The organism is Bdellovibrionales bacterium, from assembly GCA_019750295.1.
Classification (GTDB): Bacteria; Bdellovibrionota; Bdellovibrionia; order Bdellovibrionales; family JAGQZY01; genus JAIEOS01.
In genome coordinates, this window is the sequence record JAIEOS010000015.1 from 1 (window position 1) to 16742 (window position 16742).

Sequence of the window (16742 nt, forward strand, 5' to 3'; positions counted from 1 at the left end):
TTAAAAACCAACCCGCACTCTCGAAGACATTTGGTCATCGCTTACAATCCGAGTGACGTAGACACGATGGCACTGCCTCCTTGCCACGCGTTCTTTCAGTTTTATGTGAGCAACAAGGGCTTATCCTGTCAGCTTTATCAGAGAAGCGCCGATGTGTTCTTAGGAGTTCCGTTTAATATCGCGAGCTATGCCCTTCTGACAATGATGGTCGCGCAGGTGTGCGGCTTACGACCTTACGAATTTGTCCACACTTTGGGAGATGCCCATTTGTATTTGAATCACTTGGATCAAGCTCGCTTGCAACTTTCTCGAGAGCCTAAACGAGCGCCAAAGATGATTTTAAATCCAAAAATTAAGGACATCTTCGAGTTCCGATACGAAGACTTTACGTTAGTGGATTACAATCCTCATCCTCGCATAACGGCAGAGGTTTCAGTTTGATCAGCCATATTGCGGCCGTCAGCAAAAACGGTGTTATCGGGAATAAAGGTGAATTGCCATGGCATTTGCCGGAAGATCTTAAGTATTTTAAAGCTAAAACTTTAAATCGCGCCATCATCATGGGACGAAAAACGTTTGAGTCTTTAGGTAAGCCTCTTCCTAAAAGATTAAACATCGTTGTTTCGAGAGACCCTGATTATCAAGCCGAAGGCTGTCGCTCGTTCACGAGTGTTCAAGATGCGATCGCGTTCTGCAAAGACTCCCGTGAATGGAGCGAAGAGATCTTTATCGTCGGCGGTGGGGAAATTTATAAACACACCTTAGATATGGCGGATCGATTATATCTCACACTCATCGATAAAGAATTTAACGGCGATGCCCGCTATCCTGACTGGAATAAAGATTTTAAATTAGTGAGCGAAGACAAACGATCCGAAAATGGCGTCGATTATTCGTTTTGCATCTTCGAACCCAAATAATTTTTACGGATTTTTTAAGTTCCCGTTATGATCGAGCTGAAAGTGATTCGCTCTTTGGACCACTTGCTCGAACACCGAATGAATCCCTTGACCCAACTCATGATTTCTTTGAGCCGGCGAAGCCGGAACTCGGGGCTGTACCTGCGCATAACGAGCATCCACACGGCCACGGATTCGCGAAAATAGAGTTTGTGAGGATGGGCCCTTGACTTTTTTACTCGCCGGAACTGCCGAAGGAGAACGTCCATAGGTACTCGGTCGATAGGAGGAAACGGCAGCGGGTGGCCGATGATACTGGCTATTAAAACCTGGCAAATACGTTCGCGACTGTGCGGGCGCACTCACTGCACCACTTCGACTCGCACTTGGACGTAGAGGTGTTGGCGAAACCGATCCGCCTTGAATCGCCGGCGCTCCCGCTGTTTCCTGAAAACTTCCACCACTTCCTGAGCTCATTCTGCCTGTGCCCTCGCTCGCCGAGGTCGCTCGTCCAGCCGACCCTGAAGAGGATCCGCCCCCGCCACTTCCATCGGAGCTCACTCCGTCGGAAGCCGCTGAAATCGCTCCACCGAGAGCCGAGGAGTTATTAAACGAAATGCTCGAAGGATCTACTTGCTGTTGGGGCATGGTGGGAAGTTCACTGCCGCCCATTTCACTGCGCGAAGCGGTCGATGTGTCTGGAATATAAAAACTCGGACCCGAAGATTCGGAGGGAGCTAAAGTTGGAGATGCCGAAGGACTCGGTTGGGCCTGAGCATTCGAAGGAGGTGCTGTCGGAGAGTCTGCGGGAGCTGTCGCGGGATTAACATCTTGAGGCGGTGGATTCAAATGCGCAGGGCGAACCGGAGGTAAGGGCACATGCGGCGCCGGAGTAGGTTGTTGAGGTCGTGGAATCGGAGTCGGTCCCACCACAGGCAAAGGAGCGGCGGCCGGAGATTCAACGGGCGCAGGTGCCGTCGACGCCGGATTCACATCGTAAAAACCCTGAGGCTCAGGAAACTGCTGCTGCACCAATGGAGCCACGTTACTGCCCGGGATTTGACTTTGGAGAGTCGTGCATTTGTTTTTTAGACTCGCGAGGAGTCTTCGCTCGTCCCCACTACAATCATTTTCTGACAGAGCTGTGCAACTGGATACACATTGTTTGAAGCGAACATCCGTAACGCAGTCGTGGGGAGTGTCTCGACTGGCCATCACGCAAAACGTACTGTAATCGATATTTTTTCCACAGCGTCGGAGCTTACGTGTACATGTTTCGCCTGTAGACCCCTCTCTGTTGTTAGCATCATCATCTTCGCTTTTTTCGCGAGCTCGACGCGCTTCCTCGTTAATAGGTTCGGGAGCGGGAGGCAACGGAGTGAGTGAAGGGGACGTTCCTTGAGATTGGCCACTGACAGGAAGGCCGGTTATCGTCCGAGGCGGTAAACCTAAGTTTCCACCTGACGGAGCGGCCGCATAGCTCTCCATAGAAATGAAAAAAATGAACCATCCGATGATCAACAAAAACGTACCCCTAAGATCCAAGTTTTATTTTATGGCTGAGAGTCCCCGGTCAGCACCGAACTTGGATTTCGTGTTTCTCTTTCAAAATAATTTTCAACGTTACAAAAAATTGTACTTAAGCAACTCATGCCACCGGCAGGAATAAATCCTGAAAAACGATTGGTCGCACTGGTGGCTCGCTGTGAACCGAACAATCGGCCGAGAGCTTGGGAACTCTCATCGGTTTTCTTCACGTACTTTGCGGGAGGAGGAGGCGGTGTCGACTTCACGGCACCTCTTACTGGATTACTCATACTGCCGCCGGCTCCATAAAATGAATTGCGTCCGATACCTTGAAGTTGCTGTGCCAGTGGTGATCCACCAAATCCTCCGGGCCCCCCTTTTTTAGATCCACCAGGAGAAACTCCGCCACCACCACCAGCGAGTCCGCCGCCTCCACCGCCACCCATGGGTTGAGCCGGAGGCTGATTCCCACCGCCACCACCACCGCTTCGGCCTCCGCCGCCGATACCCTCGGGCCCCATAAACGGTGTGTGATCGCTATATGCAGGAGCTCCTCCACCACCGTAACCACCTCCGACAGCGTCGGAAGCGTAGTTCACGTTCGGCTGAGGACCACTTTGTCCAAATTGAATGGCTGACGGATCTGAATTGATATCTATGCTAGGAGTGCTCGCCGCTCCCAATCCCGCCGCCATACCGGCGCCAAAAGGATTCGGGGCATTCGCTTGAGGAGTTTCTGTGGGCCGAGGGGTCGCGGCGGTATTTGCTTGGGGATCAGGTCGTGGCGTTGCTGCCTCATCCGGTGTTCCCTCCCGACGCCGATCCGCAGGAGTTGTCGGTGTCGTCGAAGCTGTCCGTGGGGTGGGATTGCCTAACTGGGCCGTGCATGCGCGCAATGCCTCTTGAACGGCGTTTCGATCTAAAGCTGTTGGCAAAGCTTGATTACAAGTGTCCACACAACTTTTTGCACTTTCACCGGTGTGAGGGCCGATGGCACCAGCGATACAATTTGTCTCTTGAGAGGAAAGAGCGGCGCTCCTACAAACTTGAAGGTTTCGACTCATTGTATTGTAGCTCACATGCTCTGATGTGACTGAACAGAGCCGGATACAATTTGCGGCCTCTGCGGTATTTCCGTTTTGAACTTCTATTGCAGAATTCGCACAAAGCACATCATCACTGAGGGTATCATTCGCCGAAGATCCTGAAGAGAAGAAAATTAAGATCCAATAAATGGAAAAACGCAAGAGAGTCCCCATGTTTTAATTCTATGACAAAACCTGGAAAACTCTGAGACATCTTTGAGAGATGTCTCAGATTGGTACACGAAATTAGCGTCCGACGCCTCTCTCGGTTTCTGGGCTATTCTGAATCTCTTCGCCATCGGAAGTACGGCATACAGCTCTTTCGAGCTCGAACTTCCCACCCTGAACCACATCATGTAAACATGCATATTGAGGTTGTGAACTAGGTCCGCCCGAGATACCGTGGTTCAACCGTACAAAACGATTATTCGTTGTTACACTTCCCGACTGGCGAGAGCAGTTTGGAATTTCATCAGATCTCATATTTGTCGGTAATCCATTTAAAACTTCAACGTTGTAACAGCGGCCGCTTTGTTTGTCCTTCGCGATATATTTGCCTGCCTCATTCGCAAAACTATCGATATTTACAGACGTGGCTCTCGTCGATTCACACTTCGGAGAATAGTTGCTTGTTACTCTTGGACGTCTCTCAGAATCGCGCTCACTTCGGCTTTCAAAGTTTGTTTCTTTAAAGCAGTTCTCAAGACGCTGACGACGGGCATTCATATTTGCAGGGCGGCTGCTAAGAGCGGCTTCCATCTTTGTTCGGAAATCCGCAGGGGAACTTGCGCAGAAGACGCTCTTAAACTCAGAGCTATTTAAACCAAAAAACTCCTCAAACTGGCGTGTTTCTGCTGCAGATAAATTCGTATTTCGCTCCACCTTTTGCACGATTCTCATCAAATCACCGCGCTGATCATTCAATGCACCTTCGATCTGTTGAGACGTCACTTCCTCTGCCGCAGCTACACTTCCAGCCCCGCGACTCGTACACATATCTAATGTGACCTTCTGACCATGACACTTTTGACCCATTCCACCAAGTTCCGAAGCCTTGGTCGCGTAAAGTTCATTCGAAGGATCTTCTGGCTGATTTAAATTTTGCGAAACTCCAAGACAATTTTCAAATGCGGTCTGCGCTGCCGCACAAGCCGCATTGCCCGTCGGTCGCGCTGGTCGATTGGTACAAATACCCACGGTCCGCATGATTTCTCCACTTGGACGACCTTTAGAATCACAAGAAGCGGCAGCCATACGGATGAGTCTGTTCCAAACGGGATCCATATTTTTTCCGACCCCATAAGCATTCATACGCGCATCTTCGCAACCTGATCCTCTGTCATCGAGGCTAGATGCCGGAGTCGCCTGAGCGGTGGCTGGAGTTGTCGCTCTTGCGGGACGTCCATTGATGATGTTATTGCGTGCGACCATCCCCTGACACATAGCTTTGTGATGACCCTCGGAGCAGTAACTTGCAAGTTGAGCCGTGTCGGCATCAAGAGCTCTTCGTAATGGGGCGCAATTCGCAGGAGGACTGGGTTGACCACAACGTCTCACCGCTTGCGCGATGCGAGCAGGTCCACCGCCGGCTTCGGCAGCGATACGACATTGACGAGTAGCTGTGCGACGACCATTATTTTCTGTACTGTAGCAAAAACCTTTATTATTGGAACCGACGCCGAACACTAAAGAACAACGAGCTTGATTGGCGCCGCAGGAAAAAAGTTCCGGGGCTGCAGATGCCGGAGGGGCTCCAGTTCCGCAAGCCGCTTGGTTTGCAGTTCGATAAGCAATACCGCCATTAAAGCAGAAGTAATCGGCCGCGTAGGCTTCTTCGATCAGGAGCAATGTTTCCCAAAGAGCGGCTTTCTTGCCCGATTTGCTATTCGCCGCTTCGATCTCTTCAAAGAACTGAATGTATCCTTTGATGTAATTCAACTGATCAGATTCTGATAGCTTTTGAAAAGCCTCCCAGTTGAACTTTACTGCGGAGTAATTATCCTTTACTTTGGCGCCGGCGGTGCTTAAGCCAAAGACTACTAGCAAAATCGTCGTTAAGAGTCTCATCATTTTCATTCCTCTTTTCCTTAGTCTCTTAAAGATCTATCGTCTGGAATATTTTTGTCCGCAGACATTCAACTTTCCGCAAATTTAAGTCGATGAATTCCCCAGATGCCTGCATCAATCAGATACAGTCTAACAAAAATCGTCATCTTTTTGAGAAAAAAATAAAGGTAGTCTAGCGCGCGTCTCAGTTTGAGACGGATTCACTCAGGCCCAGGTGAGCTCGGCATTGGTCGGGCTTTTTGCTATCGAAAGCCCAAGCACTAAACGTTTGTCGGGCTCTTTCGATGATTCTGCGCTTCTTTTCATCTTTAGGAAGCTTCTTACTAATAGATAGCGGAGGAAAAAGACCAAAGTTAATGTTCGTAGGCTGAAAGTTATCCTTGTCCTCTAATGTGATAGCGGCCAAAAGCGCACCCATTGCCGTTTCTCGGGGAGGAGGATTAAATGTCTCGTCTTTTATCTTTTGGTCTAGGAAGCCTGCGACCAATAGACCTATACAAGCAGACTCAAAGTATCCTTCGACTCCGGTGATTTGCCCCGCGAAAAACAAAAGTGGGTCTTTACGGCTGGAGAGGTCTGGCGAGAGTCTGCGAGGAGAATTGATGTACATGTTGCGGTGAATACTTCCGAGCTTTAAGAATTCGGCATTCTCCAGGCCCGGGATCATTCTGAAAATTCTTTTTTGCTCGGGATATTTCATCTTGGTTTGAAATCCCACGATATTAAATGCCGTGCCCTCTTTATTATCCTGGCGCAACTGAACCACGGCGTGGGGCCAGCGCCCTGTTTTGGGATCATCTAATCCTGAGGGCTTCATCGGACCAAATCGTGGCGTCTCTCTCCCTCGCTCCACCATCGCTTCGATCGGCATGCAGCCATCAAAATAAGGTGTGTTTTTTTCGAACTCCTTCGGCTCCACTTTTTCGGCTCGCTCGATTTCGTCGATGAATCTTTCGTACTGTTCTTTGTTGAGAGGGCAATTTATATAATCGTCCGTCCCATTTCCCCAGCGACTCGCCTTCCAAGCGATAGACATATCAATCGAATCTTCGGAAACGATCGGCGCGATGGCATCAAAGAAATACAAAAATTTGTCGCCAAAATGATCGAGCATCGATTGAGCCAGAGCTTCACCAGTCAGGGGGCCCGTCGCGACGACACACGGACGAGGGACCTGATCTAAACTTGTAACCACCTCGGATTTAAACTGAATGCGGGGATGATTTCTTAAAACTTCGTCGACACTTCTCGCGAAGACTTCGCGATCCATTCCAAGAGCTTGGCCAGCGGGAACTTGGGCCGCTTTCGCCTTTTCCAAAATGAGAGATCTTAATTGTCCCGCTTCCCACTTGAGTTGCCCCGAGGGCGACGACTCCGACTCGCTACCAAAGGAATTGGAGCAAACCAACTCTGCGCAATGGGGACTTTTGTGCGCCGGTGTCATAACCTGGGGACGCATTTCGTAAATTATAACGTTATAACCCCGCTCTGCCAGTTGATACGCACATTCTGAGCCCGCAAGACCAGCGCCCACCACATGGACCGTATCAAATGTTTTATCTTGCGAAATCATATGTTATGTATCCTCTGTGAAAAAACGCGAATCCATAAAACCCGCGACCGCAGCGGATGTCCTACAAAGAGTTTTTGAAAATAGCAAGTCTCCTTTGGCAGATGGATTTACCCGCTATAAGCTCGAAGGAAAGTGGTCCTCCATTGTAGGACCTACAATTGGGAAACACAGTCGGCCGGTCGGCTACGATCGTGGCCGCCTCGTCATCGAAGTCACCAACTCTGTTTGGCTCAACGAGATCCGATTTTTACTTGATGAAATTAAAATTAAAGTGAATGCTCACATAGGACATAATTGGGTGGATTTTATACAGTTAATCCATAAATAAAACAGACACATTTACGTCACTGACTCTACCCCTCTATGGGCAATAATTGTCACTCCAAGGTTTATACACTCCTACAATTCTTTTAAACCAGGTCTTTATCTTGCAACAACCCGGGTGGATTCATTTTATTCATTAAGAGGTTGCCCATGAAACTAAAACATTCCATCGAAAGCCAGCTGCAGGAAATCGTGTTTTTCTTTAGCTTAATGCTCGCATTCTCGTTATTTTTGAGCGGGGTTTTTTATCTGACCTTATCAACAGAGAGCCTCACTTACATCCTTGGTTCTTTTGGAGCCGCGCTTGACGCTGGTTTATTTTCGCTTTTAGGTTATGCGTTCTTCTATTTAACCGTGATCTCTCTCCATATGGGTTACATCACGAACTTTCATGTTTTTAGTTTTCGAGATTTTAAACTTCAGGGATCTTTACTTGGGTTATCATTATTAGCTCACGCGATTATCATGGTTCTTTTCGCTGTGACCCTATCGGTCATTCAAGTCTTCCTCGAAATCCCAGCCACAGTGTCTTTGAAGTATGGCTCTGGTGGATTTGTGGGTCTTCACTTAGGGCATCTATTATATTCCGGCCTAGGGCTCTACGGCTCAATCCTTCTTTTAGCCTTAGGAATGATCTCCGCGGCAGTCATCGCTGGATTTTTTGAACTGACCGAAGTGTTCTCGGCCATTAAATCCGCAGCGATTTTATCACGCAATGCCTCCATTAAAGGATTTAAAACTGCGAATACGTCGTTGCTCAATGGTTTGCAGTTTCTATTGCGAGGGAACGAAATTTCGGAAGCCGTCGTCAACTCTCCCGCACACACCGGCAAATGGATTTCGAACTCATGGCACAAAGCTACAGATCACTTTCACATCTATCGCCGCGATGAAGAAACTCAAGACGTAAAAAAAGAAGAAAAAAAAGTAGAAGTTAAGAAAAAAGACGTTAAAAAAGAAATCAAAAAAGAGTCTAAAAAGGAAATCGTCAGAGATCTTAAAGAAGTCGCTAAGGACATCAAAAAAGAAAAAAAATCTTCTGCAAAATTGGAAGAGAATATTTCTGTAAAATCAGCGGCGTCTCAAGGTTTCCAGAACACTCTGAACAGCCTTAAGAAATTGTCTAGAATGGATAAAATGCTTATGGACAAGATGGCTTCTAAAACCTCTGCGACTAAAATTGCCAGCAAAAGCAAAGCTCGCAAGAAATAAACTCCGTCGCCCTGAGCGTAGCGAAGGATCTCACGAGATTCTTCGCTCGCGCTCAGAACGACTGGCATCAACTAAAAAGGCGACCTCGAGTCGCCTTTTTTATTTGCGCGCTTTGATATCGAAACTATTCGACGGTGACCGATTTGGCTAAATTTCTCGGCTGATCCACGTCGTAACCTAAAACGTCGGCCACGTGGTAGGCCATTAGCTGCAGAGGAATCGTCGAAAGAATACCGGTCGTCGACCAATGGCTCTCGGGGAGCGAAAGATAATGCAAGCTCAGTGCTTTTAAAGCCTCATCATCGCCAGTTCCGATAGAAATGATCTGCCCACCTCGGGCTTTCGCCTCTTGCAAGTTGCTCATCGTTTTTTCGTAATGTTGATCCTTAGGGCAAATCACCACCACTAGCATATTCTCGTCGATCAGCGCCAAAGGACCGTGCTTCATCTCGCCTGCGGCATAGCCTTCGGCATGCATATAAGCCAGCTCCTTAAGCTTGAGCGCCCCTTCCATAGCTATCGGGTAGCTGGCGCCACGCCCAAGATAAAGAAAGCCCTTATACTTTTTAAAAGCATCCGAGGTCTTCGCGAAGAATTTATCGTAAGACAACACCGCTTCCATCTGACTGGGAAGAGCTAATAGATTTGCAATGAGTATTTTATCTTCACCGGGCGGTAAAGTGTCGCGCAGAAGCCCTATCTTAACCGCCAAAAGATTAAGTACCGTCAACGTGCTGATCAGCGCTTTTGTACTCGCTACGCCAATCTCCACGCCCGCATGCATGTATACATGCGCGTGAGATTCGCGATCTATCGTCGATCCTTTGGTGTTCGTGATACTTAAAACTTGAGCGCCGGCCTCTTTCGCCTGTCGAAGGACGGCGAGCGTATCCGCTGTTTCTCCACTCTGCGAAATCACGATCACTAACGATTTTTGGGGAATCACTGGCTCGCGGTAGCGAAACTCACTCGCAAAATCAATCTCCACCGGAACTTTTGCGAGCTTTTCGATAATATACTTTGCATACATGCCCGCGTAGTAACTTGTCCCACAGGCTAAAATAAATATGCGTTCTGCATTTTTTAAATCTGCATCGCTAAACGTGGAGCTTTGCATCGGACCGACATGTAAATCATCCATCTTTACTTTTTGAGAATCCAGATCCACGTAATTTTGTAACACCGACGAAACCGACTTCGGTTGCTCAAAGATTTCCTTAAGCATGTAATGCTTAAATCCTTTCTTTTCCGCCTCTTCGGCTCCCCAATTGATCGTCGTCACTTTCTTTTGAACTTCTTCACCATTCGCTGCGAAGAACGTCATTTTATGATCTTCAACGTGAGCCACTTCACCATCCTCGAGGTAAATGACTTTGTTGGTATAGGGAAGTACGGCGTGCGCATCACTCGCCACAAAAGTTTCTTGCTCGCCTAAGCCCACTAAGAGTGGCGGCCCGTTCTTAAAGGCGACGAGGTGGCCCGGTTGTTCGTCCCAGATCACAAGAATCGCGTAAGCGCCCCGTAAAAGAGGTATCACTTTTTGGACCGCCTTCAAAAGATCTGGAGTGATTTTAAGTTCCCGCGCCACCAAATGCGCGACCACTTCGCTATCCGTGTCGGAGGCGAAGGAACTTCCCGCCTTTACCAATTCCTCTTTGAGCTCATTATAGTTTTCTATAATTCCATTATGAACCAGGCAGACACCATCAACAGTGTGAGGATGAGCGTTGCGCTCCGACGGAATGCCGTGAGTGGCCCAGCGCGTGTGACCAATTCCCAAATTTCCATGGAGCTGCTCTTTTTTGAGTTTCTCCTCGAGAGCGCTCAACTTCCCCTTGGCTCGCACCACACCAATGTGTGACCCATCTAGAATGGCCACGCCAGCACTATCGTAACCGCGGTATTCAAGCTTTTTTAAACCGTTGACTAGAACTTGCGCCGTGTCCTTAGGGCCGTAATATCCAACAATCCCGCACATATGTTATTCTTTCTCTGAATCTCGTTCAGACTGAGGCTGAGGCTTCACGTAATTCTCTTTAACGATTTGTTTACCGCGAGCCACTGCCAACGCATTTTCCGGAACATCTTTAGTGATCGTGGAACCTGAGCCAATCACCGCATTGTCGCCAATGGTGATGGGAGCCACAAATTGAGTATCGCTTCCGACGAAAACATTTTTACCAATTTTAGTGACGTACTTCTTTTTATCGACCGCGTAATTACAAGTGATCGTCCCGCACCCAATATTCGTATCTTCGCCGATTTCGGCATCACCAAGATAAGTGAGGTGACCCGCTTTGGACCTGGCCCCCATGCGTGCCTTCTTGAGTTCCACAAAATTCCCAATGTGAGCCTCTGCACCGATATCAGTGCCCGGGCGAAGTCGAGCGTAAGGGCCCACGGTCGCTTTAGTACGGACCAAAGATTTTTCAAGATAAGATCCCGCACGAATTTGCGCCGCCTGCTCAATCAAACAATCTTGAATAAACACATTCGGCTCAATCACACAAAAAGGACCAATGGCGGTCTGCCCTTTGAGAAAGGAGCCGGGATATAAAACACTCCCCGCTCCAATCATAACTTCCGATTCGATGTAAGTGGCCTTCGGATCGATGATGATCACGCCAGCTTCCATGGCCTTGCGGGCGTTGCGTTTAAAAATCCAGCGCGAGGCCTCAGAAAGCTCCTGTTGAGTATTTACACCCATCGCCACATGCTTAGGCGCAGGGATCGCCGTCACTCGCTTCCCTGCTTCCACGCAGGCCGATACGATGTCCGTCAGATAGTACTCATTCTGCGCATTTTGATTTTTAATTCCTGGAAGATAAGTTTTTAAAATGTCTGCTTTGACCAGATAAATTCCGGTGTTGATCTCGCGAATCTTGAGGGTCTCTGCCGAGGCATCTTTGGCTTCGACAATCGCTTTAATGTTTTCGTAATGACGAACGATACGGCCAAATTTTCCAGGATGCTTTAATTCTACGGTGACAACGCTCAGGTCGGCGCCACTTCTGTCGAATTTTTTTATGATCTCTTCGAGATCTTTCCCTTCGATCAAAGGATGATCGCCGTTAATGATAAGAACAGTTCCTTCAAGGCTCTCGATATTGACCGACTTTACCGCATCCGCCGTGCCCAACTGCTGTACCTGACGGTGACAGGAAATTCCTTGGGGCTCCAACATCGGACGAACTAGATTTTCACCGACACCCACAACGGCACGGATCTCCTGAGGACGCAAGCTGCGTACAGCCTCGATTACATATTGAATCATCGGTCGCCCGGCAATCGGGTGCAAGACCTTTGGTAAGGGGGACTTCATGCGCTGGCCTTGGCCTGCGGCTAGAATAATGGCTGTTAATTCGCGTTGTTGGGTATTGGTATTTGTCATTCGAGACAAATTACGAAAACTCCTCGGGAGAGTCAATTCAAGATCTTGCTCTCTCGAGGGGAAACGGGAATAATCAAAAAGTGGCTCCAAGTGAAATCCAGTACATTTTCGACCGTACACCTCCACAAAAAGATTGGGATGTCGTCACAAAAAATGTGACACAATTACAACACCCTGTTTTTACGGCGGAGCCTTTGCTATTGATCATCGAGGGGTCCAAAACTCATAGTGCCAAAATTGAGGCTTTACTCTCCGAAGTGCGGGATAAAAAATTCCAAACCCAGGTCATTTTCTTCAATTGCCAACTTCCGCAGGAAAAACTGGTGGAGCTTTTTAACATCATTAAGCCACTGAGTATCACCTTTAAAAATGACCCGACGGAGCTCGAGAAAAATATTAACCGCGCCTTTGAAACGGTGCGAGAGCTCCAACAGACAAAATCTCTCGTCGAGCTCTTTAACGATCAAAACAAAGAACTCAAAAAAATCTCGGTCGACCTTGAGGCCAAGATCGAAAAGCGGCAAGCCCACTTACAAGAGGCCAAACAGAAACTTTCGGTCACCAACAAAAAAAACATGTTTCTCCACAAGTGCTTGCTGGCCATTCACAGTGCCGAGACCATCTCGGATCTCGAAGTGATTGTCACTTCCAACTTGAGAGAGTCCATGAATCTCTCCTGGTTTAAAATCGAATTCAGTTACAATGTTTCCGAAATGAGTGTTGAAAAAAATCCGTATTTAAGCTCGTACCGAATTCCTATCCTTCGCGACCAAATCAAATACGGCGATCTTGTCTTCGCTCGTGAAGGTAAAGATATGGAACCTTTCAAAAAAGAAGAGAAGCAACTGTTAAATCTTCTCGGCGAGGGAATCATTCTCAGCGTCGATAAACTTCTCCAGATCGAAAAAAACAACGAACTCCAGTACCAGTGGCAATCGACTTTTAACGCCATCTCCGATCCTGTTTGTCTGATCGACGAGAACTACAATCTGACTTCTGCCAATCAAACTTTTTTACAAAGGAGCGGACTACGATCCATCGAAGGCGTCAAATGTTACGAGGCTCTTTTTAAGCGAACCAGTCCCTGCGTGGATTGCCATCGCGGCAATCACTTCCGCCTTCGCGACCAGCAGGACTCCTCGCACATGTATGATGTTTTTAGCCAGACCATGCAAATCGACTATCAGAAAAATTATTTCCATCTCTATCGAGACATCTCCCGACAGCTGGGTCTGGAACGACAAATTGTGGAATCGGCGAAAATGGCAGAACTCGGAACAATCGGAAGTAGTATCGCCCACGAACTTAATAACCCACTCGGTGGTATGTTAAATTTTATTCAGCTCATTCGAATGGACTTAAGTAAGGACGATCCGCTTTACGAGGATATTATTGAGATGGAAAAGGGCGCGTTGAAGTGTAAAGATATCGTTCAGAATCTTTTGAACTTTACTCGTCACGGAAGTCTGGGTGAGGCTCAAGACCTCTCGCTGATTGAGGTGGTCCACCGAGCTATTCTCATTACCGAACTCCGCACTCGCGCCCTGGGAATTAAAATTGATTTACAATGGCCCGAAGAAAAAATTATGGTCCATGGACGATTCAACCCATTAGCGCAGGCAATCTGTAATGTTTTACAAAATGCCTACGAGGCCATTCTCACCCGAAGAAAGAAAGAGGAAACGTTTCCAGGGACAATATCCGTCAATCTTCGTGAGGAGGCTTCCGGCTACACATTGCGAATTATCGACGACGGAGCTGGCCTGGACGAAAAAATTGTTCATCAAATTTTTGACCCTCTCTTCTCCACCAAAGATCCAGATCGTCACTCAGGACTGGGCCTTACACTAGCCCAACAGATTCTCTCGGAACACCAAGGTCTGCTCGTCGTAACTCCTCAGAAAGACGGCAAAACCTGCTTCTGTCTTTGCTTTCCGAGAATCGGTTAAAAAAATATTTCACATTTTTTTGACGGTGCCAAATTGACACAGTCAAAACATTCACCTACTATTTTAAGTATGTCTCGAAGGAGCTCGAGACCTCCAAAAAACAAAATGAAAAATTCCAGGAAGGAATTAAGTAATAATGAATCCCATCAAAATTCTTGTTGTAGATGATGATCAGACGTTGCGCGCGGCACTCTTCAGGATCTTCAGTCGTAAAGGTTTTCAGGTCATCACCACGTCTTCCATGAAGGAAGCCGAGCATGTGATCACGAACGAATCGCAGATCGACTTGGCTCTATTAGATATCAAGTTGCCCGATGGAGATGGGATCGAAATCCTTAAATTAGTGAAACAAAAGTATAACGACACACCCGTGATCGTTCTTACTGGGTTTGGTTCGGTGGATCTTGCCGTTGAGGCCACAAAACTTGGCGCTTATCATTTTATGACGAAGCCGTTTAATATTGAGGAACTGAACCTTTTGACAGATAAGGCCTTGTCGCACACTCGACTCATGACCGAGAACGAGCGTTTAAAGAGCCAACTTTATAGTAAGTACCGCTTTGACAACATTATCGGCCAGAGCGAAAGCATTCAAAAGGTCTTGAAACTCGTTGAGAAGGTTGCAGATTCGGATTCCACAATCTTAATCACCGGCGAAAGCGGTACCGGTAAAGAACTCATCGCCAAAGCCATTCACTACAACTCTCCTCGTGCGGCCAAGTCGTTTGTCCCTATTAACTGCGGCGCAATTCCCGGGGAACTCTTAGAAAGCGAACTTTTCGGTCATGTCAAAGGGGCCTTCACTGGAGCTATCAACAATCGTCAGGGTCGATTCGAACTCGCCAATCATGGTTCAATATTTTTAGATGAAATCGGCGACCTGAGTATGAATTTGCAAGTGAAACTCCTGCGCGTTCTGCAAGAGCGCCGGTTCGAACAGGTGGGAAGTTCAAAAACGACCGAAACCGATGTTCGAGTCGTAGCGGCGACAAATATTAATTTAGGAGAAGCCGTTCGTGATAATAAGTTTCGCGAAGATCTTTACTATCGTCTTAATGTTATTCCTATATTTATTCCTCCCCTCCGCGAGCGAAAGACCGACATCCCTATTTTGATTCAGCACTTTATTACCTCTTTTAATTCAAAAAAAGGTTCTCGCATTACGGGAGTCTCCGATCTAGCGATGCGCACATTGATGGATTACGGGTGGCCGGGAAATATTCGCGAGTTAGAAAACTTTATCGAACGCGCGAGTATTTTAAAACGCGAAGGAATGATCGATATCGAGGATATTCCTGACCATTTTGGAACAAACATGCAAGGCGCTTATCATGCCCTTCCAACAGACATCCCCGAAGATGGTATCGATTTTAATTCCGCCATCGATACTTACGAGAACCAATTGATTTTGAATGCTCTCAATAAAACGGGATGGAATCGCAATCAAGCGGCCGCTCTTCTTAAACTCAATCGCACCACACTGGTGGAGAAGATTAAGAAAAAAGGCTTACGCCCACCCAATGAGATTATCGTTTAGGAAAGGTCTTTTCCCATGAAGAATTTATTATTGATCGCGGTGCTTTTCGGCGCCGCCGCTTGCTCGACTTTAAAAAATCCTTATCGACAACCGAACGCGGACACCACACGCAGTGAATACTTTAAGGTGAGTTACAGTTATCAAGGGACGAATACGATCCGTTGTTATCAGCGCGCCAGCGGACAGGAAATCAATAGCAGCCACGAAAGCTGTTCCGAAGCGCCCATGATCTCCCAGGTGGTAGAACACGCCACTCCCGATCGATTCCTAAGATTGCTGGTTCATGGAAGTCAGCAAAAAGCAGACTACTGCATTTACCGCAGAACCAACTCGATTTCCGATATGAGAAACTGCGCCAATGCAGAGAAGCTCGATGTGTACGCGGATTCGACCGTGGCTGGGGGACATCCGGTTTTTCTCGCAGAAACAGGATACTGCGTGGATAGCGCTAATAATCTTGTGCTGGAAGCCAGCGCCTGCGAAGCTCGCCTGCTTCCAGAAACCACAGAAAAGACCGCCTTCCCGGAAAACATGCGCGATATTTCCAGCGAAGCTGTCCAAGAGATGAACCAATAAACCCTACGCTTTGAGCGCCTCTTCGATATCTTTTTCGATCTTTTTCGGAGAAGTGGCTGGGGCGTATCGGTCGATCACTTTCCCATCTTTTCCCACCAAAAACTTTGTAAAATTCCATTTGATCATTTCACTCCCCAATAAACCCGGAGCTTTTTCTTTCAGGAATTGATAAACCGGCTCGGCGTTGGCGCCGTTCACCTCGACTTTACTCATGATCGGAAAAGTCACTCCGTGGTTCTTACGACAGAATTCAATGATTTCGGAATCGGTTCCAGGCTCCTGGCCTCCAAACTGATTGCAAGGGAAGCCCACAATAGTGAAGCCTTGGCCTTTATACTTTTCATAAACAGCTTCGAGCTCATCATACTGAGGAGTAAACCCACATTGGCTAGCGACATTGACCACCAAAATCACTTCCCCACGATGATCCGCAAAAGAAAATTTATTACCACTCGCATCCTTCACATCAAATTCATAAATAGAATTCTTCATCAAACACCTCCCCCCCCCTCTATACCAGATGTCCGGCAGGTACGCCGATACTTTTTGAGAACCTGCGCGTCGTGATTGCGCGCCGGTTCTCAAAAAGTATCGGCGTACCT

General features: G+C 47.6%; 14 protein-coding genes. 7 read left to right on the forward strand and 7 right to left on the reverse strand.

Annotated elements, in window-relative coordinates:
- Together thyA and K2Q26_04240 are read left to right on the forward strand one after the other, a co-directional pair.
- A partial coding sequence (gene thyA / locus K2Q26_04235; protein ID MBY0314701.1) for a thymidylate synthase occupies window positions 1-441 on the forward strand: 441 nt, incomplete at its 5' end.
- Window positions 438-920, forward strand: coding sequence for a dihydrofolate reductase (locus K2Q26_04240; GenBank protein ID MBY0314702.1), 483 nt, complete (start codon window positions 438-440; stop codon window positions 918-920). The genes thyA and K2Q26_04240, both read left to right, overlap by 4 nt.
- A gap of 3 nt (window positions 921-923) precedes the next feature.
- Here the strand turns inward: K2Q26_04240 and K2Q26_04245 are convergent, their stop codons facing one another.
- The 4 genes from K2Q26_04245 to trmFO all read right to left on the reverse strand — a co-directional run bounded on the left by K2Q26_04245 (window position 924) and on the right by trmFO (window position 7151).
- Window positions 924-2423, reverse strand: coding sequence for a hypothetical protein (locus K2Q26_04245; protein MBY0314703.1), 1500 nt, complete (start codon window positions 2421-2423; stop codon window positions 924-926).
- A gap of 29 nt (window positions 2424-2452) precedes the next feature.
- Window positions 2453-3673 (reverse strand): hypothetical protein, encoded by a 1221-nt coding sequence (locus K2Q26_04250; GenBank protein MBY0314704.1) that lies wholly within the window; start codon window positions 3671-3673, stop codon window positions 2453-2455.
- 84 nt (window positions 3674-3757) lie between these two features.
- Complete coding sequence (locus K2Q26_04255; GenBank protein MBY0314705.1) at window positions 3758-5581, reverse strand: hypothetical protein; 1824 nt, start codon at window positions 5579-5581, stop codon at window positions 3758-3760.
- Window positions 5582-5762: 181 nt separating this feature from the next.
- Entirely contained in the window at window positions 5763-7151 is a 1389-nt protein-coding gene (gene trmFO, locus K2Q26_04260) for a methylenetetrahydrofolate--tRNA-(uracil(54)-C(5))-methyltransferase (FADH(2)-oxidizing) TrmFO (GenBank protein ID MBY0314706.1), read from the reverse strand.
- A 16-nt stretch (window positions 7152-7167) separates the two neighbouring features.
- Between trmFO and K2Q26_04265 the strand changes: the two genes are divergently transcribed.
- Window positions 7168-7479 (forward strand): DUF721 domain-containing protein, encoded by a 312-nt coding sequence (locus K2Q26_04265; GenBank protein MBY0314707.1) that lies wholly within the window; start codon window positions 7168-7170, stop codon window positions 7477-7479.
- Window positions 7480-7625: 146 nt separating this feature from the next.
- A complete protein-coding gene (locus K2Q26_04270; GenBank protein ID MBY0314708.1) occupies window positions 7626-8687 on the forward strand; it encodes a DNA translocase FtsK 4TM domain-containing protein in 1062 nt (353 codons plus the stop codon).
- Window positions 8688-8811: 124 nt separating this feature from the next.
- Here the strand turns inward: K2Q26_04270 and glmS are convergent, their stop codons facing one another.
- Window positions 8812-10665, reverse strand: coding sequence for a glutamine--fructose-6-phosphate transaminase (isomerizing) (gene glmS, locus K2Q26_04275; protein MBY0314709.1), 1854 nt, complete (start codon window positions 10663-10665; stop codon window positions 8812-8814).
- Between the two features lie 3 nt (window positions 10666-10668).
- Entirely contained in the window at window positions 10669-12078 is a 1410-nt protein-coding gene (gene glmU, locus K2Q26_04280; protein MBY0314710.1) for a bifunctional UDP-N-acetylglucosamine diphosphorylase/glucosamine-1-phosphate N-acetyltransferase GlmU, read from the reverse strand.
- 155 nt (window positions 12079-12233) lie between these two features.
- On the opposite strand from glmU, the gene K2Q26_04285 reads away from it, so the two are divergent.
- The 3 genes from K2Q26_04285 to K2Q26_04295 all read left to right on the forward strand — a co-directional run bounded on the left by K2Q26_04285 (window position 12234) and on the right by K2Q26_04295 (window position 16140).
- Window positions 12234-14027 (forward strand): PAS domain-containing sensor histidine kinase, encoded by a 1794-nt coding sequence (locus K2Q26_04285; protein ID MBY0314711.1) that lies wholly within the window; start codon window positions 12234-12236, stop codon window positions 14025-14027.
- A gap of 136 nt (window positions 14028-14163) precedes the next feature.
- Window positions 14164-15564, forward strand: a complete 1401-nt coding sequence (locus K2Q26_04290; GenBank protein ID MBY0314712.1) for a sigma-54 dependent transcriptional regulator — start codon at window positions 14164-14166, stop codon at window positions 15562-15564.
- 15 nt (window positions 15565-15579) lie between these two features.
- On the forward strand, window positions 15580-16140 hold the full coding sequence (locus K2Q26_04295; protein MBY0314713.1) for a hypothetical protein: 561 nt from the start codon (window positions 15580-15582) through the stop codon (window positions 16138-16140).
- A gap of 3 nt (window positions 16141-16143) precedes the next feature.
- Here K2Q26_04295 and K2Q26_04300 read toward each other — a convergent pair whose 3' ends face one another.
- Window positions 16144-16632 (reverse strand): glutathione peroxidase, encoded by a 489-nt coding sequence (locus tag K2Q26_04300; GenBank protein MBY0314714.1) that lies wholly within the window; start codon window positions 16630-16632, stop codon window positions 16144-16146.
- Window positions 16633-16742 lie beyond the last annotated feature (110 nt).

What these genes read in the sequence shown, in the direction of transcription:
- K2Q26_04255 (MBY0314705.1), bottom strand. Translation starts at nt 5,581, where the DNA reads ATGATGAGACTCTTAACGACGATTTTGCTAGTAGTCTTTGGCTTAAGC.
- trmFO (MBY0314706.1), bottom strand. Translation starts at nt 7,151, where the DNA reads ATGATTTCGCAAGATAAAACATTTGATACGGTCCATGTGGTGGGCGCT.
- K2Q26_04270 (MBY0314708.1), top strand. Translation starts at nt 7,626, where the DNA reads ATGAAACTAAAACATTCCATCGAAAGCCAGCTGCAGGAAATCGTGTTT.
- glmS (MBY0314709.1), bottom strand. Translation starts at nt 10,665, where the DNA reads ATGTGCGGGATTGTTGGATATTACGGCCCTAAGGACACGGCGCAAGTT.
- glmU (MBY0314710.1), bottom strand. Translation starts at nt 12,078, where the DNA reads ATGACAAATACCAATACCCAACAACGCGAATTAACAGCCATTATTCTA.
- K2Q26_04290 (MBY0314712.1), top strand. Translation starts at nt 14,164, where the DNA reads ATGAATCCCATCAAAATTCTTGTTGTAGATGATGATCAGACGTTGCGC.
- K2Q26_04295 (MBY0314713.1), top strand. Translation starts at nt 15,580, where the DNA reads ATGAAGAATTTATTATTGATCGCGGTGCTTTTCGGCGCCGCCGCTTGC.
- K2Q26_04300 (MBY0314714.1), bottom strand. Translation starts at nt 16,632, where the DNA reads ATGAAGAATTCTATTTATGAATTTGATGTGAAGGATGCGAGTGGTAAT.